The sequence below is a fragment of the Roseobacter sp. HKCCA0434 genome (assembly GCF_032464675.1).
GTDB lineage: Bacteria > Pseudomonadota > Alphaproteobacteria > Rhodobacterales > Rhodobacteraceae > Pontivivens.
Window position 1 is genome coordinate 12,489 of sequence record NZ_JAWDKL010000025.1, and the last position, 21,341, is coordinate 33,829.

At 67.7% G+C, this 21,341-nt stretch carries 30 protein-coding genes and 1 tRNA gene; 17 read left to right on the top strand and 14 right to left on the bottom strand.

Going from position 1 to position 21,341, the window contains the following annotated elements:
• Positions 1 to 310 precede the first annotated feature (310 nt).
• The 3 genes from RX333_RS14110 to RX333_RS14120 all read right to left on the bottom strand — a co-directional run bounded on the left by RX333_RS14110 (position 311) and on the right by RX333_RS14120 (position 1,635).
• Complete coding sequence (locus RX333_RS14110; protein ID WP_316015595.1) at positions 311 to 658, bottom strand: hypothetical protein; 348 nt, start codon at positions 656 to 658, stop codon at positions 311 to 313.
• Positions 659 to 753: 95 nt separating this feature from the next.
• On the bottom strand, positions 754 to 1,350 hold the full coding sequence (locus RX333_RS14115) for a hypothetical protein (protein WP_316015596.1): 597 nt from the start codon (positions 1,348 to 1,350) through the stop codon (positions 754 to 756).
• A gap of 93 nt (positions 1,351 to 1,443) precedes the next feature.
• Positions 1,444 to 1,635, bottom strand: coding sequence for an RHS repeat-associated core domain-containing protein (locus RX333_RS14120; RefSeq protein WP_316015597.1), 192 nt, complete (start codon positions 1,633 to 1,635; stop codon positions 1,444 to 1,446).
• 114 nt (positions 1,636 to 1,749) lie between these two features.
• Here RX333_RS14120 and ihfA point away from each other — a divergent pair, with 114 nt between their 5' ends.
• From ihfA to RX333_RS14140, 4 genes are all read left to right on the top strand, one after another.
• Positions 1,750 to 2,055, top strand: a complete 306-nt coding sequence (gene ihfA / locus RX333_RS14125; protein ID WP_316015598.1) for an integration host factor subunit alpha — start codon at positions 1,750 to 1,752, stop codon at positions 2,053 to 2,055.
• Between the two features lie 44 nt (positions 2,056 to 2,099).
• On the top strand, positions 2,100 to 2,621 hold the full coding sequence (locus tag RX333_RS14130; RefSeq protein WP_316015599.1) for a MerR family transcriptional regulator: 522 nt from the start codon (positions 2,100 to 2,102) through the stop codon (positions 2,619 to 2,621).
• 53 nt (positions 2,622 to 2,674) lie between these two features.
• A tRNA-Pro gene (locus tag RX333_RS14135) sits at positions 2,675 to 2,751 on the top strand.
• 74 nt (positions 2,752 to 2,825) lie between these two features.
• Entirely contained in the window at positions 2,826 to 3,914 is a 1,089-nt protein-coding gene (locus RX333_RS14140) for a 2'-deoxycytidine 5'-triphosphate deaminase (protein WP_316015600.1), read from the top strand.
• A 102-nt stretch (positions 3,915 to 4,016) separates the two neighbouring features.
• Here the strand turns inward: RX333_RS14140 and RX333_RS14145 are convergent, their stop codons facing one another.
• From RX333_RS14145 to RX333_RS14175, 7 genes are all read right to left on the bottom strand, one after another.
• Positions 4,017 to 4,259, bottom strand: a complete 243-nt coding sequence (locus RX333_RS14145) for a hypothetical protein (RefSeq protein WP_316015601.1) — start codon at positions 4,257 to 4,259, stop codon at positions 4,017 to 4,019.
• A 4-nt stretch (positions 4,260 to 4,263) separates the two neighbouring features.
• Entirely contained in the window at positions 4,264 to 4,905 is a 642-nt protein-coding gene (gene scpB, locus RX333_RS14150) for an SMC-Scp complex subunit ScpB (RefSeq protein WP_316015602.1), read from the bottom strand.
• A complete protein-coding gene (locus RX333_RS14155; protein ID WP_316015603.1) occupies positions 4,902 to 5,675 on the bottom strand; it encodes a ScpA family protein in 774 nt (257 codons plus the stop codon). The genes scpB and RX333_RS14155 overlap by 4 nt, the downstream gene beginning before the upstream one ends.
• Complete coding sequence (locus tag RX333_RS14160; RefSeq protein WP_316015604.1) at positions 5,668 to 6,669, bottom strand: glycoside hydrolase family 3 N-terminal domain-containing protein; 1,002 nt, start codon at positions 6,667 to 6,669, stop codon at positions 5,668 to 5,670. Before RX333_RS14160 ends, RX333_RS14155 begins: the two co-directional genes overlap by 8 nt.
• The gene (locus RX333_RS14165) at positions 6,666 to 7,412 is read right to left on the bottom strand and encodes an SPOR domain-containing protein (RefSeq protein WP_316015605.1); all 747 of its coding nucleotides are present in this window, start codon (positions 7,410 to 7,412) and stop codon (positions 6,666 to 6,668) included. Before RX333_RS14165 ends, RX333_RS14160 begins: the two co-directional genes overlap by 4 nt.
• A gap of 94 nt (positions 7,413 to 7,506) precedes the next feature.
• Positions 7,507 to 9,243, bottom strand: a complete 1,737-nt coding sequence (gene argS, locus RX333_RS14170; RefSeq protein ID WP_316015606.1) for an arginine--tRNA ligase — start codon at positions 9,241 to 9,243, stop codon at positions 7,507 to 7,509.
• A 316-nt stretch (positions 9,244 to 9,559) separates the two neighbouring features.
• Positions 9,560 to 10,738 (bottom strand): deoxyguanosinetriphosphate triphosphohydrolase, encoded by a 1,179-nt coding sequence (locus RX333_RS14175; RefSeq protein WP_316015607.1) that lies wholly within the window; start codon positions 10,736 to 10,738, stop codon positions 9,560 to 9,562.
• Between the two features lie 78 nt (positions 10,739 to 10,816).
• Between RX333_RS14175 and erpA the strand changes: the two genes are divergently transcribed.
• Together erpA and RX333_RS14185 are read left to right on the top strand one after the other, a co-directional pair.
• Positions 10,817 to 11,152: an iron-sulfur cluster insertion protein ErpA gene (gene erpA / locus RX333_RS14180; protein ID WP_316015608.1), complete on the top strand. Its 336-nt coding sequence runs from the start codon at positions 10,817 to 10,819 to the stop codon at positions 11,150 to 11,152.
• 7 nt (positions 11,153 to 11,159) lie between these two features.
• Positions 11,160 to 11,540 (top strand): STAS/SEC14 domain-containing protein, encoded by a 381-nt coding sequence (locus tag RX333_RS14185; protein WP_316015609.1) that lies wholly within the window; start codon positions 11,160 to 11,162, stop codon positions 11,538 to 11,540.
• Positions 11,541 to 11,644: 104 nt separating this feature from the next.
• Here the strand turns inward: RX333_RS14185 and RX333_RS14190 are convergent, their stop codons facing one another.
• Positions 11,645 to 12,487, bottom strand: coding sequence for a MoxR family ATPase (locus tag RX333_RS14190; RefSeq protein ID WP_316015610.1), 843 nt, complete (start codon positions 12,485 to 12,487; stop codon positions 11,645 to 11,647).
• A 279-nt stretch (positions 12,488 to 12,766) separates the two neighbouring features.
• On the opposite strand from RX333_RS14190, the gene dksA reads away from it, so the two are divergent.
• A complete protein-coding gene (gene dksA, locus RX333_RS14195) occupies positions 12,767 to 13,195 on the top strand; it encodes an RNA polymerase-binding protein DksA (protein ID WP_316015611.1) in 429 nt (142 codons plus the stop codon).
• Between the two features lie 69 nt (positions 13,196 to 13,264).
• Positions 13,265 to 14,386, top strand: a complete 1,122-nt coding sequence (locus RX333_RS14200; protein WP_316015612.1) for an FAD-dependent monooxygenase — start codon at positions 13,265 to 13,267, stop codon at positions 14,384 to 14,386.
• 56 nt (positions 14,387 to 14,442) lie between these two features.
• Here the strand turns inward: RX333_RS14200 and RX333_RS14205 are convergent, their stop codons facing one another.
• Both RX333_RS14205 and xth read right to left on the bottom strand, forming a co-directional pair.
• Positions 14,443 to 14,799 carry a hypothetical protein gene (locus RX333_RS14205; RefSeq protein ID WP_316015613.1) on the bottom strand — a complete coding sequence of 119 codons (357 nt, stop codon included), beginning with the start codon at positions 14,797 to 14,799 and terminating at the stop codon, positions 14,443 to 14,445.
• A 318-nt stretch (positions 14,800 to 15,117) separates the two neighbouring features.
• Positions 15,118 to 15,888 (bottom strand): exodeoxyribonuclease III, encoded by a 771-nt coding sequence (xth, locus tag RX333_RS14210; protein ID WP_316015614.1) that lies wholly within the window; start codon positions 15,886 to 15,888, stop codon positions 15,118 to 15,120.
• A 509-nt stretch (positions 15,889 to 16,397) separates the two neighbouring features.
• Here xth and RX333_RS14215 point away from each other — a divergent pair.
• The 9 genes from RX333_RS14215 (at position 16,398) to RX333_RS14255 (ending at position 20,979) form a co-directional block, all read left to right on the top strand.
• Positions 16,398 to 16,859: a hypothetical protein gene (locus RX333_RS14215; RefSeq protein WP_316015615.1), complete on the top strand. Its 462-nt coding sequence runs from the start codon at positions 16,398 to 16,400 to the stop codon at positions 16,857 to 16,859.
• Positions 16,850 to 17,266 carry a hypothetical protein gene (locus RX333_RS14220; RefSeq protein WP_316015616.1) on the top strand — a complete coding sequence of 139 codons (417 nt, stop codon included), beginning with the start codon at positions 16,850 to 16,852 and terminating at the stop codon, positions 17,264 to 17,266. Before RX333_RS14215 ends, RX333_RS14220 begins: the two co-directional genes overlap by 10 nt.
• The gene (locus tag RX333_RS14225; protein ID WP_316015617.1) at positions 17,214 to 17,558 is read left to right on the top strand and encodes a hypothetical protein; all 345 of its coding nucleotides are present in this window, start codon (positions 17,214 to 17,216) and stop codon (positions 17,556 to 17,558) included. Before RX333_RS14220 ends, RX333_RS14225 begins: the two co-directional genes overlap by 53 nt.
• A 143-nt stretch (positions 17,559 to 17,701) precedes the next feature.
• Entirely contained in the window at positions 17,702 to 17,899 is a 198-nt protein-coding gene (locus RX333_RS14230; RefSeq protein WP_316015618.1) for a CsbD family protein, read from the top strand.
• 139 nt (positions 17,900 to 18,038) lie between these two features.
• Positions 18,039 to 18,944, top strand: coding sequence for an AEC family transporter (locus tag RX333_RS14235; RefSeq protein WP_316015619.1), 906 nt, complete (start codon positions 18,039 to 18,041; stop codon positions 18,942 to 18,944).
• On the top strand, positions 18,941 to 19,381 hold the full coding sequence (locus tag RX333_RS14240) for a GNAT family N-acetyltransferase (RefSeq protein ID WP_316015620.1): 441 nt from the start codon (positions 18,941 to 18,943) through the stop codon (positions 19,379 to 19,381). The genes RX333_RS14235 and RX333_RS14240 overlap by 4 nt, the downstream gene beginning before the upstream one ends.
• On the top strand, positions 19,378 to 19,539 hold the full coding sequence (locus RX333_RS14245; RefSeq protein WP_316015621.1) for a hypothetical protein: 162 nt from the start codon (positions 19,378 to 19,380) through the stop codon (positions 19,537 to 19,539). Before RX333_RS14240 ends, RX333_RS14245 begins: the two co-directional genes overlap by 4 nt.
• A 79-nt stretch (positions 19,540 to 19,618) precedes the next feature.
• Complete coding sequence (locus RX333_RS14250; protein ID WP_316015622.1) at positions 19,619 to 19,795, top strand: hypothetical protein; 177 nt, start codon at positions 19,619 to 19,621, stop codon at positions 19,793 to 19,795.
• Positions 19,795 to 20,979 carry a VWA domain-containing protein gene (locus RX333_RS14255; protein WP_316015623.1) on the top strand — a complete coding sequence of 395 codons (1,185 nt, stop codon included), beginning with the start codon at positions 19,795 to 19,797 and terminating at the stop codon, positions 20,977 to 20,979. Before RX333_RS14250 ends, RX333_RS14255 begins: the two co-directional genes overlap by 1 nt.
• Here RX333_RS14255 and RX333_RS14260 read toward each other — a convergent pair.
• The gene (locus RX333_RS14260) at positions 20,976 to 21,341 is read right to left on the bottom strand and encodes a hypothetical protein (RefSeq protein ID WP_316015624.1); all 366 of its coding nucleotides are present in this window, start codon (positions 21,339 to 21,341) and stop codon (positions 20,976 to 20,978) included. The genes RX333_RS14255 and RX333_RS14260 overlap by 4 nt on opposite strands.

A 21,341-nucleotide genomic window follows, 5' to 3' on the forward strand; every position in this document is an offset into this window, starting at 1 on the left:
TCGGGCGGCACGGCCCCCAACCGGATTTTGCCCCCCGATCCGACCGCCTTGCAGGACCGTCCCCGTCCGCGGATCGTAACTCCGAGCGCGGTAGTGGCAGAGCCCCGTCCCCCGATCGATCTCCCGCCCGGTGAAGCCGTGGGGCCGCGTTCGCCCCGCCTCCGTCGTCGGGCCGAACGCCTCATAGGACAGCTCCGCTGTAACCGTCGGCGGGTCGCGGACCTCGATGATAGAGCTGAAAGCTTGGCGTGCGAAATCAGCTTGCTACTCATCGAGAGTGCTGGTGGAGCACATGCCCCCCCCGTGTTGGCTACACCTCCAGCGGGTACTCGCGCTGATATCGCTCGATCCCTCGTGCCATCCGATCAGGTTCGAAGCCGAACGGCTCTGCATGCAGGGCGGCATCGCGAGCGACATCGAACATGAACTCACGGAAAGGAGCGTCGATCTGCATCGAATGGCCCCGCCATTTATCAAGATCAACTTCGAAGGGTATACACAATATATTCAAGAAATTTATGTAGGCATCACGCTTGAAGTCTATGTCGTCAGTATCTTCGAAGCTTCGTACGCCTACAATTGCTATCTGTTTAAATGCCACGTCTGAAAAACGTGGCTGACGAATATCCGCGCAAAGCGTCTCTTCGAACTCCTTCATACATTGATAAAATTTCCCGCGGTGCAGCTTACGTCCAGCCGGACCGGCAGGATGAAAATCAAGTGCGCTTAATGCGAATACGATGTTTCTAAGTATCATGGCCTGCAATGTCTCGTAGGATCGAGGTGGCCCGCATCGCGCAACTCTTGAGCACGCTGCTGCTCATAGTCAAGTATATCCTGACGTGCTCCTTCGCCACCAGCGTTCTGATGCGTGATCTCTGAACGGTATCGTCCCTCACTGGTCTGATTGTTCCAGTTCCTTACTTGGGTTTCGGCACGTGACGACCGCCCATCACGGCGAATTCGGCCCCCGCTCACTCCGGTTTTTGCAATGAAGGGAATGCCGTCGATCATTGGCATCATCGTGTCAATAATATCATAGGCATGCTGCAGAAGTGTGCTGAGGCGTGAGTTTCCGCTACACTGCGCCGACGGCGTGCCAAAATCTGGATTTGACCCGTCCCGCCGAGAAGTGTTTTGTCCTCTCGTGACACACTCGACGCTGCCTTGTGTGGCGCCGACATAGTCGCCTTGAACAGCACTCGCCACTGCGCCTGCGCAATCGGCCGTGCGCTGCGCCTTGTCCAGAACGGCGAGCGTCGGACCGGCCACGCGCGACAGCAACGCACCGATCCGGCGCGCAGCACCCATCACCCCGCGCCCGACCGTCGCGACAGCCCCACGGGCCATCTGCGCGGTCCTCGCATTCAGGCCCGTCTGTTCCTGCGACGACACCAACCCGCTCGGGTCCGTCCAGTTGACCGGGCCGCCGAAGGCGTAGGCCTAGGTGTTCAGATCCCCCGCCGCGAAGCCAATCGGGTCGCTTTGCAAGAACGTCCCCGTCCGCGGATCGTAGCTCCGGGCGCGGTAGTGGCAGAGCCACGTCCCCCGATCGATCTCCCGCCCGGTGAAGCCGTAGGGCCGCGCGCGCCCCGTCTCCGTCGTCAGGCCGAACGCCTCGTAGGACAGCTCCACCGCCGGAGTGCCGAGACCTTACCTGCACGCCGCCCTCCAAGTGTCTGACATTGACTCTCTTTCACCCGATCCCGTAGGTTCGCCGCAGCGTCAACGACCGATCGGATGGAAACGATGAGCGAGACCACCCTGACCCGCATGGACCTGGCCGAGGCCGTCTACAAGGAGGTCGGGCTCAGCCGCAACGAATCGGCCGAACTGGTCGAGGACGTGCTGACCCACATGTCCGACGCGCTGGTCCGGGGCGAGCAGGTCAAGCTCTCCTCCTTCGGCACCTTCTCGGTGCGCGACAAGTCCGCCCGCGTCGGCCGCAATCCCAAGACCGGGGAGGAGGTGCCGATCGAGCCGCGCCGCGTGCTCACCTTCCGCCCCTCGCACCTGATGAAGGACCGCGTCGACGTCGGCAACAAGGGCGGCTGAGCGCAACCGTCCCGTTCGGGGCGCGGTGAGGGGCGTGGCGGACCATGACCAAATCATCCCAGGCGTTCCGGACGATCTCGGAAGTGTCGGAGATCATCGGCGTGCCCGCCCATGTCCTGCGGTTCTGGGAGGACAAGTTTCCCCAGATCAAGCCGGTCAAGCGCGGCGGCGGGCGGCGCTATTACCGCCCCGAGGATATCCGCCTGCTGCAGGCGATCCATCACCTGCTGCGGGTCGACAGCTACCAGATCCGCGGCGTGCAGAAGATGCTGCGCGAACAGGGCGTGAAGGCGATCTGCCAGCGCTTCCCGCCCCAGAAGGCCGACGACATGCCCCAGCCGACCGACCCCGATGCCGACCTGTGGAACGACGTGCCCGCCTCCGGCCTCGCCGAGGAGGAGGAGGTCGCGCCCACCCCGAAGGAGGAGACCCAAGCCATGCCAGCCGATCCCGCCCGCGCGGCCAGGATGCGCTCGATCCTCGACCGGCTCGAGGGCTTGCGCGCCCGGATGGATGCCCATCCCGCCCCCGATCTCGACCCCGCGCCGCAGGAAGGTGGCGAATGACCGAAATCGCGCTTGAAGCCGCGCCCGGAATGGGGCAAACCCTCGCCCACGGTCGGGCTATAGCGCAGTCTGGTAGCGCGTCCGTCTGGGGGACGGAAGGTCGTAGGTTCGAATCCTGCTAGCCCGACCAGAAGCATTCCTGAACGCCGGTGCCCCCAGCACCGGCGTTTCGTCTATCTGCCCCTCCGGTGCCGGAGCCACGCCATGACCGATCCCATCACCGATGCCATCGGAGTGCTGCCCTCGCAGGCCATCGCCGCGCTGATCGAACGGGGCGCGATCCGTGCGGACGCCGCGATCCCGGCCGAGCAGATCCAGCCCGCCAGTCTCGACCTGCGCCTCGGCCGCGTCGCGCACCGGGTGCGGGCGTCCTTCCTGCCGGGCGAGGCGACGGTGGCGGAGCGGCTATCGGACTTCGCGATGCACGAGATCGCGCTCGATGGCGGCGCGGTGCTGGAAAAGGGCTGCGTCTACCTCGTGCCGCTGATGGAGGGGCTTGCCCTGCCCGCCGGCATCGACGCGGTGGCGAACGCCAAGTCCTCGACCGGGCGGCTCGACCTCTTCACCCGGCTCATCACCGACCGGGGCGAGGAGTTCGACCGGATCGAGCCGGGCTACGAAGGGCCGCTCTGGGCCGAGATCAGCCCGCGCTCCTTCTCCGTGCTGGTGCGCCCCGGCCTGCGGCTCAACCAGATCCGCTTCCGCGCGGGCCAGGCGATGCTGGACGACGCCGCCCTGCGCGCGTTGCACGCGGCCCAGCCTCTGGTGGACGGCCCCGCCCATATCGACGCGGGGCTCGGCTTTTCGGTCGACCTGCATCTCGACGGTCCGGTCGGCTACCGCGCCAAGCCCCATACCGCGCTGATCGACCTCGACCGGCTCGGCCACTATCCCGTGGCCGAGTTCTGGGAGGAGGTGCACACCGACAATGGCCGCATCATCCTCGACCCCGGCGCGTTCTACATTCTCGTCAGCAGAGAAGCCGTGCACGTCCCGCCCGACCACGCGGCGGAGATGGCGCCCTACCTCGCCATGGTGGGTGAATTCCGGGTGCATTACGCGGGCTTCTTCGATCCCGGCTTCGGCAACACGGATGCGGGCGGCGCGGGCTCACGCGGGGTGCTGGAGGTGCGCTGCCACGAGGCGCCCTTCGCGCTGGAGCATGGCCAGATCGTCGGGCGGCTGGTCTACGAGCGGATGCAGGCGCGGCCCGACCGGCTCTACGGCGCCGATCTCGGCTCGAACTACCAGGGCCAGGGCCTGAAGCTGTCAAAGCATTTTCGGACCGGCTGACGCGCGGCAGGCGTGGCGCCAGAGTATTTGCGCCAATCCGAAAGCCGCTTTCACTTCCGTGAAATATCCCCGCCGGAGGCTCCGACGGGCATCACGCGCGGCTCACTCGCCGCGACGCTCCCGCTCGCGGGCTTCGAGCTCTTCCTCGCGGCGGCGCAGGGCCTCCTCGCGCTCCATCTGCTCCAGCGCGCGCTCGCGCTCGGCCAGTGCGCGTTCGCGGTCGGCCAGCGGGTCGCGCGGCTGGCGGGAGCGGTTCATCAGCTCGCCCGATTTCTTGAACGCGGTGTTCACGCCCCGGCGCATGACCTGGCGCATCACCATGTTGATCAATCCGTTCAGGTTCATCGCCTCACTCCCCTTCCCCACTCTCGCGGGTGTCGAACATGTCGTCCTGGTCGTCCTCGACCGGCTCGCGCCCGTCCTCGCCACCCGGCGGCGGACGATTGTCGAGCAGGCCCGCAGCCCGCAACTCCTTCAGATCGGGCAGGTCCCGCGCTGTTTCAAGTCCGAAATGCGCGAGGAACGCCGCCGTGGTCAGGAAGGTGACGGGCCGTCCGGGCGTCTGGCGGCGGCGGCCCAGCCTGATCCAGTCGAGCTCCATCAGCAGGTCGATCGTGCCGCGGCTGACCGAGACGCCGCGGATCTCCTCGATCTCGGCCCGCGTCACCGGCTGGTGATAGGCGACGATGGCCAGCGTCTCGATCGCCGCACGGCTGAGCTTGCGGCTCTCCACCACCTCCCGCTGCATCAGGAAGGACAGGTCGGCGGCCGTGCGGAAGGCCCATTCCTCGCCCGCGCGCAACAGATGCACCCCGCGCCCCGCGTAGCGTTTCTGCACCAGCGCCAGGGCCTGCGCCACGTCGCATCCATGCGGCAGGCGCGCGGCCAGCGCACGGGCCGTCAGCGGCGCGGAGGAGGCGAAGAGGATGGCCTCGACCATCCGCTCCTGCTCGGCCATCGGGGGCGCGTCGAAGAGGCTGTCCTCGCTCATGCGCGCCGCTTGACCTCGATGGGGCCGAAGGTCTCGCCCTGCCGCATCTCCAGCGCGCCCGCCTTCACCAGTTCCAGCGAGGCGGCGAAGGTCGCGGCGGTGGCGCTGCGGCGCTTCTTGGGATCCGCGCGCCAGGCCTCGGGCAGGTAGTCGGCAAGCTCGGACCACTCCATCGCCATGCCGATCAGGCCCTTCATCCGCTCCAGCGCCTGTTCCATCGTGAAGATCGCGCCGCGCTGGTAGTGCAGCGGCTGGAAGTCGTCGCGCGTCTTGACGCCCGCATAGGCGCGCATGAGGTCCAGCAGGCTCGCCTCGTAGGTCACGCGGCGCTTCAGCGTCACGTCCTCGGTCAGCCCGCGGGCGAAGAAGTCGCGGCCCAGCTGGTCGCGCGCCATCAGCTTCGCCGCCGCCTTGCGCATCGCTTCCAGCCGTTCGAGCTGAAAGGCGAGATGCGCGGCCAGCTCCTCGCCCGACGGTCCCTCCTCCTCGGGGTCCGGTGGCAGCAGCAGGCGCGATTTGAGGAAGGCGAGCCAGGCGGCCATGACCAGATAGTCGGCGGCCAGCTCGATGCGCAGGCGTTTCGCCTCCTCGACGAAGGCGAGGTACTGGTCGGCGAGCTGCACCATCGAGATGCGGCGCAGGTCCACCTTCTGCGTGCGGCTGAGCGTCAGCAGAAGGTCCAGCGGCCCCTCGTACCCGTCCACGTCCACCACCAGCGCCTCGGCGGCGAGGCGTTCGTTGCGGTCGCGGATCAGGAAATCGTCAGCCACCCGCGCGCGCCTCCAACTCGTCCAGTTCGCGCGCCGCACCCTTCGCGTCGAACTCCTCCGGCTCGCGGCGCTGGTCGAGCGCGGCCTCCGCCCGCTCGGCCGCGCGGCCTGTCAGCGCCGGGGTCGCGTCGGCGATCTCCAACATTTCGTCGCGATGGCCGTTGCAATGCAGGATCAGGTCGCACCCGGCCTTGAGCGCGCCCTCGACCCGGCCGCGATAGCTGCCGCCCAGCGCCTCCATCGACAGATCGTCGGTCATCAACAGGCCGTCGAAACCGATCTCCTGCCGGATATGCGCGATCACCACGGGGCTAAGCGTCGCGCAGGCTTCGGGGTCGAGCGCGGGGTAGACGATATGCGCGGTCATCGCCATGCAGATGTCCTTGAGAGCCGCGAAGGGCGCGAAATCGACCTCCAGCGCTTCCCGATCCGCGTCCACGACCGGCAGGTCGAGATGGCTGTCCACCGTGCCGCGCCCGTGGCCGGGGATATGCTTGGCGATCGGCAGCACGCCGCCCGCCAGATGCCCCTCGGCCACCGCGGCGCCGATCTCGGCCACTGCCTCGGCCTCTGTGCCGTAGCAGCGGTTGCGCAGGAAGGGATGGGTTTCCTCGACCGCCACGTCGAGTTGCGGGGCGCAGTTCACGTCGATGCCCAGATTGCGCAGCTCCCACGCGATGTAGCGGTAGCGCAGGCGCATCGCCTCGGCCCGTTCGCCGGCGGGCAGACCTTGCACGAAATCGAGCGGCGGCATCCATTCGCGCGCCACCGGCGGGCGCAGGCGCTGCACGCGGCCGCCCTCCTGGTCGATCAGGATCGGCGCGTCGCGCCCCACGGCCTCGCGCATCTGGCCGCAGAGCCGCCGGATCTCCTTGGGCGTGCCGAGATTGCGGTCGAAGAGGATGAAGCCCCACGGATCGGCATCGCGCAGGAAGTCCCGCTCCCACGGCGACAGGACACCGCCCTCGGTGCCGAAGATCACCGCCCCGCTCATCGACGGCGCACCGGGATGCACTGAAGCCCGCGCGCGGTCAGCGCGGCGCAGGCGGCGCGGGTCTCTGTCGCGCTGTCATAGCCCACCGCCCGCAGACGGTAGAGCGTCCGCCCGCCCGAGGTCGTCTGCTCGATATAGCGCTGCTTGCCGCCCATCAGATCGGGCTGCGCCTCGACGATGCCGGCCCATTGCAGCAGGGCCACCGGCTCGCTGTCGAAAGCGCCGAGCTGGATCATGTGCGCGCCCACGGGAATGGCGCTCGCGTCGATCGCCTCGGGCACGGGCGTGCTGGCGGCACGGCGGCTGCGGCCCAGATCGGCGGGCCGCGCGCGCGGGCGCAGCGTGGCGACCGTGGGCGCGTCGGCGCCGAGATCCTCCTCGGCCTCCTCGGTCCCGGCGACCGCTTCGGGCTCGGGCTCCGGCTCGGGGCGGTCGGGCTCCAACGGTTCGGGAGCGAGGGTGACGGTGGAGGGCACGGGCTGCACCTCCTCGCCGGTCATCAGCTCGTTGACCTCCAGTCCCTGATGGGCGGCGGTGGTGCCGCCGGGATCCTCGGGCTGCACGCGCATCGGCCCCTCCTGTGCGAGAATCACGGGCACCTGGGTCACGTCCTGGGTACCCAGCCGCCAGACCCACAGGCCCAGCATCACAACGAGCGCCAGCGACACGAGTGCGGCCACGCCGCGCCCGATGGCGGCCATCGTACCGCCCCGCTCCGCCTCATCCCCGGACTGCCTGCGCATCGCGAAATCCCCTGTCCGCGGGCGCCATGCCTGGCCCCGCGCATCACCACTCGATTTGCCGATCCGCGCGCCTTGCGGCCCCCGATCCGGGGCGTCAGCGCATCTCGTCCATCGGCGTGACGCCAAGGATACCCAAACCGTTCGCGATCACAAGCTGGCAGGCCCGGATCAGCGCCAGCCGTGCCCGCGTGGCAACGGGGTCGTCCTCCTGCAGGAAGCGCAGCTCGGGCTGGTCCTTGCCCCGGTTCCACAGCGCGTGCAGCTCGGAGGCGAGATCGTAGAGGTAGAAGGCCAGCCGGTGCGGCTCATGCGTGCGGGCCGCGGTCTCCAGCAGGCGCGGCCATTCGGCGATCTTGCCGATCAGCGCCAGCTCAGCCGGGTCCTGCAACACGGCAAGATCGGCCCCGGCCAGCTCGTCGTCGCGCGTGCCGATCCCGGCCTTGCGCAGGGTGCTGGCGATCCGGGCATGGGCGTATTGCACGTAATAGACCGGGTTGTCCTTCGACTGCTCCAACGCCTTGTCGAGGTCGAAGTCGAAGGGCGCGTCGTTCTTGCGCGTCAGCATCATGAAGCGGGTGACGTCGCGACCGACCTCGTCGATCACGTCGCGCAGCGTGACGAAGGTGCCCGCCCGCTTGGACATCTTGAATTCCTCGCCGTCCTTGAAGAGCTTGACCAGCTGCGTGAGCTTGATGTCGAGCGGCACCCGCCCGTCGCTCAGCGCGCTGACCGCCGCCTTCATCCGCTTGACGTAGCCGCCGTGATCCGCGCCGAACACGTCGATCAGCCGGTCGAAGCCGCGCTGCACCTTGTCGTAGTGATAGGCGATGTCGGGTGCGAAATAGGTCCAGCCGCCATCCGACTTCTTCACCGGGCGGTCCTGGTCGTCACCGTGATCGGTGGAGCGGAACAGCGTCTGCTCGCGCGGCTCCCAATCCTCGGGCAGCTTGCCCTTGGGCGGCTCCAGCGTGCCCTGATAGATCAGGCCCTTCCCGTCCAGCGTCTCCAGCGCGCCCTCGATCCGGCCCGTGCCGTAGAGCGACTTTTCCGAGAACCAGACATCCATCTTCACGCCCAGTTCGGCAAGATCCTCGCGGATCATGTCGAGCATCGCGGCGGTGGAGAAGTCCCGCACCGGCTCCAGCCACTCCGCCTCGGGCTTGTCCACGAGGCTGTCGCCGTACTCCGCCTTCAGCGCCTCGCCCACGGGGACGAGGTAGTCGCCGGGATAGGTGCCCTCGGGAAACTCGACGCTGTGGCCATGCGCCTCCAGATACCGCAGATAGGCGGAGCGGGCGAGCACATCGACCTGCGCACCGCCATCGTTGATGTAATACTCGCGCGTCACGTCGTAGCCCGCCGCGTCGAGCAGGCTCGCCAGCGCATCGCCGAACACCGCCCCGCGCGTGTGCCCGACATGCAGGGGACCCGTCGGGTTGGCCGAGACGTATTCGACGTTGACCCGCGTTCCCTGTCCCATGGTCGAGCGGCCGTAATCGTAGCCCTGCGTCAGCACCGCCGGGATCACCCGCGCCCACTGCCCCGGCGCCAGCCGCAGGTTGAGGAATCCCGGCCCCGCCACCTCGGCCGACGCGATGCGCGGATCGGCGGCGAGCTTCGCGCCCAGCGCCTCGGCAATGTCGCGCGGCTTCATGCGGGCGGGCTTCGCCAGCACCATCGCCGCATTGGTCGCCATGTCGCCATGACCGGCATCGCGCGGCGGCTCGACGGACACGTTTCGCATGTCGAGACCTGCGGGCAACACACCGTCGGCCACCAGGGCCTCGAGGCTTTCCAGCACCAGCGTCTTGATCTCGGCAAACAGGTTCATCGGCGTCACTCCTTCGCTCGGCGCGGGTTTAGCACGGCGCGGGGGGAGGTCAACGCGGGTTGTGGGGGAGGACACGTCCCGGACCTGATCCGGGACCGCGCTGAACAGCGCGGCGCCGGTTCAAGACCGGGCCGCGGCGCGGCGATCCACGACCTGAGCATGGCGCTCTATAGCAGCCAAGCCCGTGTGCCCTATCCACATTGCGCTTAGCCAGCCCAATCGCCGTGCCGGGGGGCGGGTCACGCCGGAGGCGTGCTTCCAGCACGACCGATGCGCGGCGCCTTCGGCTTGATTCCGCGCGGAAGGTCACGCGCCCCTACCCCCGCTTCATCTCGCCCCTCAGCGCCCGATGCTCCTCGATCGCGAAGCGGTCGGTCATCCCCGCGATGTAATCCGCCACGATGCGCGCGCGCAGAGTGTCCGAGCGCGCGGCCAGCGCCGCCTCCGACCAGTCCTCCGGCAGCATGCCGGGATCGGCCATGAAATCCTCGAACAGCTCCCGCACGATCCGCGCCGCCTTGCGCCGCATCCGCCGCACCGTCCAGTGGCGGTACATGCGCGCGAACAGGAACTGCCGGATCACCTTCAGATCGGTCCACATCTCGGGCGAGAACCGGATGACCGGCGCGCCCAGCGCCCGCACCTCCGCCGCCGAGCCGGGCGCCGCCGCGCGCAGCAGCCGCGCGCTTTCCTCCAGCACATCCTCGACCATCACGCCGAACACCCGCCGCAGCGCCTCGTGCTGCCGCCGTTCCGCATCGAGGCCCGGCCAGCGCCGGTCCACATCGGCGAAACAGCGCCCGACCACCGGCAGGTCGCAGATGTCGTCGACCGTGAACAGCCCCGCGCGCAAGCCATCGTGCAGGTCGTGGTTGTTGTAGGCGATGTCGTCGGCCAGCGCGGCCACCTGCGCCTCGGCACTCGCGTGGCTGTCGAGCTCCAGATCGTGCCGGGCGTCGTATTCGGCCAGCGCGAAGGGCAGATCGCCGGTCACCGGCCCATCGCCCCGAAGGGGCGTTACAGGACCATTATGCTTCGCGATCCCCTCCAGCGTCTCCCAGGTCAGGTTCAGCCCGTCCCATTCGGCATAGTGCCGTTCCAGATCCGTCACGATCTTCAGCGCCTGCGCGTTGTGGTCGAAGCCACCGTAAGGCGCCATCGCCTCGGCCAGCGCGTCCTCCCCGGTATGGCCGAAGGGCGGGTGGCCCAGATCATGCGCCAGCGCCACCGCCTCGGCCAGGTCCTCGTTCAGCCCCAGCGTGCGCGACACGGTCCGCGCCACCTGCGCCACCTCGATCGAATGGGTCAGCCGGGTGCGGAAATAATCGCCCTCATACTCGACGAAGACCTGCGTCTTGTGCTTGAGCCGCCGGAAGGCCGAGCAGTGGATGATCCGGTCCCGATCCCGCTGGAAGGGGGAGCGGTGGGCGCTGCCGCCCTCCGCGTGCAGCCGTCCGCGGCTGTCCTCGGGGATGGTGGCATAGGGGGCGTGCATCGGCCCTCTCCCTTGCTCGCGCGCCCGCGGGCGCCTATCTGAACGGTCAGATCGCATGACCCGAGAGAGGACGCAACGATGGACCTCGCCCTGCCGCCGAAAGTGTCGGACCGCGCCTTCGCGCGCCTGGCCGAGATCAACGAGGATGCCGACGCCCCGCAAGCCCTGCGCGTCGCGGTGGAGGGTGGCGGTTGTTCGGGCTTCCAGTACGAGATCACGCTCGAAGGCGACGCCGCCTCCGACGACTTGGTGCTGGAGAAGGACGGCCAGCGCGTGCTGATCGACGAGGTTTCGCTGCCCTTCCTGACGGGCGCCACCATCGACTTCGCGGACGAGCTGATCGGCGCCCGCTTCGTCATCGACAACCCCAACGCGACGTCCAGCTGCGGCTGCGGCACGTCCTTCGCCATGTGAGGACATCATGCTGAGCATCGACCTCGACGGCGGCAATCGCCTGGAACTCCGCGCCTCCGGCCGCATCGACGGGGAGGACATGCGCGACGCGCTCGACCGGCTGGTGGACCTCGCCGACCCGCTCGACCACGCGACCTGCCTGGCCGAAATCGGCGCGCTCGACCTGCCCGAAGGCGGCGCCGCGCTCGCGAAACTCGCCCGCTCGCCCAAGCTCATCGCGCTCGCCGGCACACTCGACCGGGTGGCCGTGGTGACGGACGAGGATGTCGTCGCCCGCGCCGCGCGCGACCACGCCGGCACGCTGGGCGAGTTCGACCTGCGCGCCTTCGGCAGACACGAGCACGATCGCGCCCGCGCCTGGCTAACCGGCACCGACAACCTGGTCTGAGCCCCGGTTTCACTTCCTGAAAATATCCCCGCCGGAGGCCCCCCGCCGCGAGGCGGGGTCAGGCATCAGCGCACCTCGCGACACCTTTTGCCTTTCCGCAGGGCCTAGCGGCCCTCGCGCCGGGTCATGAAGGCCAGCCGCTCGAACAGGTGCACGTCCTGCTCGTTCTTCAGCAGCGCGCCGTGCAGCTTCGGCAGCGCATCCTTGCCGTCGCGGCGGATGTCCTCGGCATCCAGATCCTCGACCATCAGCAGCTTCAGCCAGTCCAGCGCCTCGGAGGTCGAGGGCTTCTTCTTCAGCCCCGGCGTCTCGCGGATCTCGTAGAACTGGGTCAGCGCCTCGCGGATCAGATTCTGCTTCAGCCCCGGAAAGTGCACGTCGACGATGCGCGCCATCACCTCGGGCTCGGGGAAGCGGATGTAGTGGAAGAAGCAGCGCCGCAGGAAGGCGTCGGGCAGCTCCTTCTCGTTGTTGGACGTGATGATGACGATGGGCCGGTGCTTCGCGCGGATCGTCTCGCCCGTCTCGTAGACGTGGAACTCCATCCGGTCGAGCTCCTGCAACAGGTCGTTGGGAAACTCGATATCGGCCTTGTCGATCTCGTCGATCAGCAGGACCACGCGCTCGCCCGCCTCGAAGGCCTGCCACAGCATCCCCTTGCGGATGTAGTTGGCGACGTCGTGCACCCGCTCCTCGCCCAGCTGGCTGTCGCGCAGGCGGGAGACGGCATCGTATTCGTAGAGCCCCTGCTGCGCCTTGGTGGTGGATTTCACCGTCCATTCCAGCATCGGCACGCCAAGCGCGGAGGCGACCTGGCGGGCGAGCTCGGTCTTGCCCGTTCCCGGCTCTCCCTTCACCAGCAGCGGCCGCTCCAGCGCGATGGCGGCGTTGACCGCGACGGTCAGGTCGCCCGTGGCGACATAGGCATCGGTTCCCTCGAAACGCATGGGGCGGCTCCCTCTCCCGGCGGCATCTGGCGGTCGCAGGATTTGCGCAAGAGCGCGCGGATGACAACCCGCTCCGTCGCGGCACGACCGCGCGCATAGCCCCGATCACGCGCCGTTCACGACGCCGCGCGCCTGTCACGTTGGTCCGTGGGGCCAATCCATTAACACGTGACAACCTGCGCGCGAGGGGGTATTCCCCCGGTCATCAGAGGGACAGGGGCGGCTCGACAAGGCCCTTCAAGGTGCCGGTCGACCGCTACGACAACGTAGGGTGAGACGATGAAAGCTGAGACGGTTCTGGCGTCCGATTACGTACCGGTGGACAGCGAGCCTTTCATGAACGACCGGCAGCTCGAATATTTCCGCCGCAAGCTGATCGAGTGGAAGAACCAGCTTCTGGCCGAGAGCAAGGACACCGTGTCCGACATGAAGGAAGGCGGCACGCGCAACATCCCCGACGTGGCCGACCGCGCCTCCGAGGAAACCGACCGCGCGCTGGAGCTGCGCACCCGCGACCGCCAGCGCAAGCTGGTAGCGAAGATCGACGCCGCGCTGCGCCGGATCGAGGACGGCTCCTACGGCTATTGCGACGTGACCGGGGAGCCGATCAGCCTCAAGCGGCTCGACGCGCGCCCCATCGCCACGATGAGCCTCGAGGCGCAGGAGCGGCACGAGCGCAAGGAACGGGTCTACCGCGACGACCGCTGAGCGGGTCGCGAGAGGGATGAGAGGGGCGGCCTTGAGAGGGGCCGCCCCTTTGCTTTGGAGGACAGGCCCATGAAGATCGCCATCGTCGGCGCCGGGATCGGCGGGCTCGCCGCCGCACTTGCCTGCGCGCGAACGGGTGCGGAGGTAACCGTGTTCGAGCGGGCCGCGGAGCTCGGCGAGGTCGGCGCAGGCATCCAGATCGGCCCGAACGGCATGAAGGTGCTCGCCGCCCTCGGCCTCTCCAACGCCGCCCGCTCGGCAGGTGTGGTGCCCGACGCGGTGGAGATGCGCGCCGCCTCGGGGCGCCCGCTGATGCGGGTCGAGATGGGGGACGCCGCCGCCGCGCGCTGGGGCCATGCGCCGCTGAACCTGCATCGCGCCGACCTGATCGACATTTTGGCCGATGCGGTGCGTGACGCGGGCATTACCTTGCGGCTCGGCACCGAGATCGGCGGGGCGGACGCCACCGATGGCCTGCTCCACACGCCCTCCCCCGAGCGGTTCGACCTGATCGTCGGCGCGGACGGCGTCCGCTCCGCCCTGCGCGCGCACGTGGCGGGGATCAGCGCGCCGCGTTTCACCGGCCATGTCGCCTGGCGCGCGCTGCTGCCTGGCCAGGGTGGGGCGCCGGTCACGACGCTGACCACCGGCGCCGACCGGCACCTCGTGGCCTACCCCCTGCGCGGCGGCAGCCTGCACAACATCGTCGCCGTGACCAAGCAGGACTGGCAGGCGGAGGGCTGGTCGCAGCAAGGCGACCCCGACGCCCTGCGCGCCGCCTTCGCCGGCTGGAACGCGCAGGCCGAGGCGCTGCTGGCGCAGGTGCGCGAGGTCAAGCTCTGGGGCCACTTCGACCACGCCCCCCTGCCCCGCTGGCACCGCGACCGGCTGGTCCTGCTGGGCGACGCCGCGCACCCGATGCTGCCCTTCCTGGCGCAAGGGGCAAGTCAGGCGCTGGAGGATGCGTGGGTGCTGTCCCGAACCCTCACCGACCTGCCCCGCTACGAGGCGTCACGCAAGGCCCGCGCCACCCGCGCGCAAGCGGCCGCCCGCAACCAGGGCCGCCTCGACCACATCGGCGGGCCGCTGCGCCCGATCCTGCACACCGGCATGCGCGCCACCGCCCGCCTCGCCCCCACCCTCGCCGCACGGCGGATGGACTGGCTCTATGGTGAGGACGTGACCACCTGACGCGAAACGGGGTCCGGACTTTCGACCGGACCCCGTTCCGCAGCGCCGTCGACCCGTTACATGGTGACCGACTGCTCCGCCGTCTTCAGCGCACGGCGCGCCAGCGCGAGGTTGGAGTTCTCGCGGTCGAGTGCGAGATAGATGAACACCATCGGGCTGATCCCGAGCGGACGGATCAGGTGGTACTGACCGCCCAGCGTGATCAGGATGTCCTCGATCGAGTCGTCCAGTCCCAGCTCGCGGATCGCGCGCTGCTTGGCCTTCACCACTTCGGTATTCGCTGCGGCCGCGACCTCGAGGTCGAGGGAGCTGCCGCCGAGCGACACCATCATCATCCCCGAGTCCGCATCCACGATGCACGCTCCGAGGAACCCCTGGAGCTGTTCGAGCGCGGCAATATCTTCGTTCTTCATTCTACGTCTTTCCTGTTGGGATCGCTGGCTCATCCAGGGCTCCTGCCGCACCGGTGCTGCCGGTTGCGGCCTGTCCTCTCCTAGTCGCGGATCCTGACCTTGGTCGGATTTCTTTTTGAATAGTCTCATGCGGACTCCGCAGAATTCCCGCGCCGGATTGCCCGGGAATTCATCCGCTGTAATTCAAATCGGTGAATGAGTGCCAGCCGGATGCGACGTTTTGTAGCTGTAAAAACCATTTCATATCAGCATCTTACACGCGATAGGTGCGGCGTGTAGCAGTTACTCACGCCCTGCGGGCAATCGCCCGGATTTTGGTTAATTGCGCAGCTCGACCTTGATCGGCACATGGTCCGAGGGCTTCTCCCGGTCGCGCACATGGGCGTCGATCTCGCACGATTGCAAACGGTCGGCCGTGCGCGGGCACAGCAGGAAATGGTCGATGCGGATGCCGTCGTCGCGCTGGCGGGCACCGGCCTGGTAGTCCCAGAACGTATAGGTGCCCGGCGCCGCGTTCACCGCCCGCAGCGCATCCGTCAGGCCCAGGTTCACGATCCGCCGCCAAGCCGTGCGGCTGTCGAGCCGGAACAGCGCGTCCTCGCGCCAGGCATCGGGGCGCGCCGCGTCTTCCGCCTGCGGGATGATGTTGTAGTCGCCCGTCATCAGGAAGGGCGTCTCCTCGGCCAGCAGCTGCGCCGCCCGCGCCTCCAGCCGGGCCATCCAGGCCAGCTTGTAGTCGTGCTTCGGCCCCGGCGCCGGATTCCCGTTGGGCAGGTAGAGCCCGCAGATGCGGATGCCCTCCACCGTCGCCTCGATATAGCGGGCCTGCTCGTCCGCATCGTCGCCCGGCAGGCCGCGGGTCACGTCTTCCATCGGGATCTTCGACAGGATCGCGACGCCGTTGAAGCCCTTTTGCCCGTGCGTCTCGACATTGTAGCCCAGGTCTTCGATCGGCTCGCGCGGGAAGCCCTCGTCCACCGACTTGATCTCCTGCAGCACGACGACGTCGGGCTTTTCCTCCTCCAGCCATTGCAGCAGGGCGGGCAGGCGCGCCTTCACGCCATTGATGTTGAAGCTGGCGACGATCATGCAGGGCCTCCTGTCGGTCTGGTCCCAGCAATAGGGGCCGCGCGCTTCGGGGGGAAGGCCCGATCGTCCAGCCCGGCGCAGGAGCCGTCGCCTGTCGCCGAATCACGTAGCAGGACGGGCGGAAATTTCCTCACCCCGCCGTTCCATCGGAACAGCCAAATTGTCGCACGCGTCCCGCGCTTGCGGGACACCTGACGCGCCTCCGCCCGTTAACCTCCGTAAACGAGTGGCAAGTCAGCGACTTATCCACATTTCGCCAAAAGGTCAGCGATTTCCACAAATTGACCAAGTCAACCGATTTGGTCGCAGTTCAGAAATTAGTGGTTTTGTGTTAATAATTAAGACGGAAGTCACAATACCCCCCGCCTGACTTCCCATACAAAGGAGAGAAACCGATGCTTGAGAGAGTGTTGACGGCTTCCGCTCGGAAGTCACTGGTCGAATATTGCCATGTTACGGGTCAGAAGCCACGCGTTTACTTGCTGGGCGAACGTTTCCGTCACATGGCGATGCGCACGTCATTCACCCTGTCCATCGCGACGATCGCAGGATCCACCCTGCCGGTCTTCGCCGAGAACGTGGACTTCACCGGAACGGTCGTCGCAGGCTGCACGCTCGCGGTCGATACCCCCGGTACGATGGCGCTCAACACCGACGGGACCGAGCTGTCCTCGGACAACGCGCTCGGTGCGACCGTCACCATCCTCTCCGTCGGCACCAACACGGTGACGGTCGGCGCGCCTTCGCTCGAAAGCGCGCCGACCGAGTATCTCGGCACGCCGACGACCGAGGTGAAGTATACCGGCCTCGCCGGTCTGGCCGCGGTCGATCAGGCCTTCACCGACCAGTCGACGAATTTCGCGGTGTCCACACTTCCGCTGACCGAACTCGTCGTGGGCGCGCGCGCCACCGATACCGGCGGGTTCGAAGCTGGAACCTATGTCGTGCGGACCGTGGTGACGTGCGAGTAGCGCTCGCGCTTGCCATCGCCCTCGGCCTCGGCGGCACGTCCGCCCTGGCCGTGGGCCTCGCCCCGCTTCGCAACGAAGGTCCGACCCCCTCGCGGGACAAGGCCTTCTACGTCAACGTCATCAACCCCTACTCGCGCGCGATGGAGTTCAGGCTCGACCTCTACGAGCGGGATCTCAGCACCCCCGCCGCCGGGGCCAGCCTGCCGATGCGCACGCTGGTCGTGCCGCCGCGCTCCTCGCGCCGGATCGTCTTCAACTTCACCATCGGAGGTGGTTCGGATGAACGCACCGTCAGACTCTGCGCCCACAGCACCGAGGATCTGGGCACCGTCATGCCTCGCGTTTGCGGTACTTATGTCGGGTACCTCTACGGCTCTGAGCGACACAGACGGTCTCTTCTTCCCTAGTGCCCCGCGCGGATCGGGCGGCAGCGACAGCTTCCAGTCGGCCAGCGGCGCGCGCTGCTCACAATCAATCAACAGCTCGGGCAGCTATCTCGACATCGGGCTGACGGCCTCCGACGACACGCGGCGCGACTCTCTGCTGATCGACGACCGGGATCGTGGCAGCACCGTCTATGCCCGCGTGGTGATCCCGCTGGGTCAGCGGCCGCAACGGCTCGACTGCATCCGCCTCTACGAGATGGAGCTGGAGCGGATGCGGCTGGAGCTCGAACTGATGCGCATGGGCGCGCAATGAGACGGGTGCTGCGCAGGCGCCTCACCTAGCCCCCCCATCGTTCCCGGCGCCCCTGTCGTCGGGAACGATTCCTCCGATGACACGTTGATCGAGCGGCGACAGAGTTTCGTCGCCCGATTTTTTGGTGTGACAGGAGATTTGCAATGAATAACGATATTTTCGAAGGCAACTGGAAACAGGTCAAGGGCAAGGCCCAGGCCAAGTGGGGCGAGCTTACCAATGACGAGCTCGACCAGGCCGAGGGCAACCGCGAGGTGCTCGAAGGCAAGATTCAGGAGCGCTACGGCCGTTCCAAAGAGGAGGCGAAGCGGGAGGTCGACGAGTTCATCAACTCGCTCTGACATCCGGGGGGGCAACCCGCCCCGTTTCACCTGCCGCCCCACGCACTCCCGTTGGGGCGGCACCCATAGCGCAGCGCGCCCGTTGATCTGACGGGCGCGCTGCTGCCATATGGGGGGCGCCTTTCGCCGGACCCCCATCATGCTCTCCACCCTCGCCGATCCGATCCTGCCGATCTTCGCCATTCTCGGGATCGGGGTGATCGCGGGCGCGCGCAACTGGTTCGACACGGATTTCGCGCGCACGCTCAACCGCTTCGTGTTCTTCGTGGCGCAACCGGCGCTGGTCTTCTTCATCGTGGCGCGCGCGCCCTTCGCGGGCTTCGACTGGCGGGCGGTCGGGCTCTATGCCCTGTCCGAGATCGCGGTCTACGCGCTGGGCGTCTTCGTCGCGCGCAGGCTGGGCCGGGACGTGCGCGAGGCGCTGCTGATCGGCATGACCTGCGCCTTCGTCAACCACGTCTTCTACGTTCTGCCGATCGCCGAGCGGATCTACGGGGAGGACGCGGCCTATGCCATCGCCGGCATCATCATCTGGGACGTGGCGGTGCTGTTCTGCGGGACGATCCTGATCCTCGACATCCTGCGGGCGGGCACGGCGCGCCCGCTGGCCGTCGCGGGGATGCTGGCGCGCAACCCCGCCCTGATCGCCATCGTGGCCGGGCTCGCCGTCTGGTCGTCGGATTCGCTGGCGCCGCAAGGCCTCTTCACCTTCGCCGAGTTCGTGGGCCGCGCGGCACCGCCCGCGTCCCTCTTCGCGCTCGGCATCATCATGTCGCAGGCCGATTTCCGCAGGCCGGGCGCCGCCACCTGGGCCACCGTCGCGATCAAGATCGCGGTGCATCCGCTGCTGCTGCTCGCGCTCATGTGGCCGTTCGAGGTCGATATGGACAAGGCCGACATCGCGCTCCTGGTCGCCGCCGGTCCTTGCGGGGCCATGCCCTTCGTCATCGCCTTGCAATATGGCGTGCGCACCGACACGATCGCACGGGCGATCCTGATCTCCTCCGTCCTGACCCTGTTCACACTTGCCTGGCTGACCGCATGACCCTGACCATCCGACCCGTTGAGTCCTCCGACCGCGCCGAGTGGCAGCGGCTCTGGACCGCCTATCTCGACTTCTACGAGGCGAGCGTGCCGGACGAGGTCCACGACACCACCTTCGCCCGCCTGATCGGCGGCGATCCGCAGGATTTCTCCGGCGTGCTGGCGGTGGACGGCGACCGGCCCGTCGGCCTCGTGCACTACCTCTTTCACCGGCACAACTGGCGGGTGGAGAACGTGTGCTACCTGCAGGACCTGTTCGTCGATCCCGCCACGCGCGGCACCGGGGCGGGCCGCGCACTGATCGAGGCGGTGTACCAGGCCGCCGACCGCGCGGGCGCGCCCACGGTCTACTGGCTGACGCAGGAGGGCAACGCCACCGCGCGCCAGCTCTACGACCGCGTGGCCGCCAAGACCGATTTCATCAAGTACCAGAGGTGAAGATTCCACACCTCGAAGAGTGGATCTCCTCCTTGCCGCGGCGGCTCTTCGGCAGTCCGGAAAGCCGACCTGTCCGCATCCTGCACTGGCTGTGGGCTGCGATCGTTCTCGGCGTGGCGGTCGTTGTCGCCTATTTCCAGATCGCGGCCTTGGTCTAGACGCGACGCAACGCCGCCCTTGCGCTCCGCCGTCATCCTGCCCAGAACGAACCCGACGCCTGAGCAACGGAGCCCCGCCATGTATGCCATCCTGATCGGCCTCGTCGGCATCCTCTTCGGCGCGGTCCGGGCCAAGCGGCGCGGCGGCACCGCGGCCGACATGGTCGCCTGGGGGCTGGGCCACGGCTTCGCCTTCGTGGCCCTGACGGTCTTCGTGCTGGCCGTGTTCTACTTCTTCCGCATCTACGTGTTCTGATGTTCCTGCGCTTCTTCGACGCCCTGCGAACTGCGAAACTCCCCGTCTCCCTGCGCGAGTACCTGACGCTGCTGGAAGCGATGGAGCGGGGCGTCGTGCAATACGATGTCGAGGCGTTCTACCACCTCGCCCGCGCGGCGCTGGTGAAGGACGAGCGCAACATCGACCGCTTCGACCAGGTCTTCGCCCATGCCTTCAACGGGATGGAGGCGATCAGTCTCGACGACATCATCGACCCGCGCGCCCTGCCCGACGAGTGGCTGCGCAAGATGGCGGAGAAGCACCTGACGCCCGAGGAAATGGCCGAGGTCGAGGCCGCGGGCGGCTTCGACGCGCTGATGGAAAAGCTGCGCGAGCGGCTGGCCGAGCAGGAGAAACGCCATCAGGGCGGCAGCAAATGGATCGGCACCGCCGGGACCTCCCCCTTCGGCGCCTATGGCTACAACCCCGAGGGCGTGCGCATCGGCCAGAAGGACAGCCGCCACCAGCGCGCGGTCAAGGTCTGGGACAAGCGCGAATTCCGCGATTTCGACGACACGCGCCAGCTGGGCACCCGCAACATCAAGGTCGCGCTCAAGCGTCTGCGCCGCTGGGCCCGCGATGGCGCAGACGAAGAGCTGGACCTGCAAGGCACCATCCGCGCCACCGCCGAGCACGGCTATATCGACGTGAAGACCCGGCCCGAGCGGCGCAATGCGGTGAAGGTGCTCTTGTTCCTCGATGTCGGCGGCTCGATGGACCCGCATGTGAAGGTGGTGGAGGAGCTGTTCTCCGCCGCGCGGGCGGAATTCAAGCATCTGGAGCATTTCTACTTCCACAACTGCCTCTACGAAGGCGTCTGGAAGGACAATTCCCGCCGCTGGTCCGAGCAGATCCCGACCTGGGACGTGCTGCGCACCTATGGCTCGGACTATCGCTGCATCTTCGTCGGCGACGCCTCGATGAGCCCCTACGAGATCGCTCATCCCGGCGGTGCCAACGAGCACTGGAACCCCGAGGCCGGCCATGTCTGGCTGACCCGCGCGCGCGAACACTGGCCCGCGAGCCTGTGGATCAACCCGGTGCCGGAGGCGCACTGGCCCTACACCCACTCGATCCGCATGATCCAGCAGCTCTTCCCCGAGCGCATGGTCCCCATGACCCTCGAAGGGCTAGAGCGCGGGATGAAGGAACTGGTGCGTTAGCCCCACATCCCCCAGCCGATCAGCCCGGCGAGCGCCAGGAACAGCCCCCATTGCGGCATGTCGCGCACCGTGCCGAGCTGGCGCAGCCCGTACCAGACGAACAGACCCGCCCAGCCGAGGCAGATCGCGATCAGCGCCACGGCCAGCCCCGGCTCGGGCCGCATGGCCAGCCACGCGGTCGCGCCGGCCATCACGATCAGGATCACCGTCACCGCATGCCACAGCACGGCGGAGATGGCCCGCAGGCCGGGCGGCAGTCCATGCGCCTGGATCGGCACGTGCACCTCGCGCCCGCCTGCAATCACATGGATCAGGCAGATGACGGCGGCAAAGATCGCGGCGGCTGACAGGGCGAGAGACAT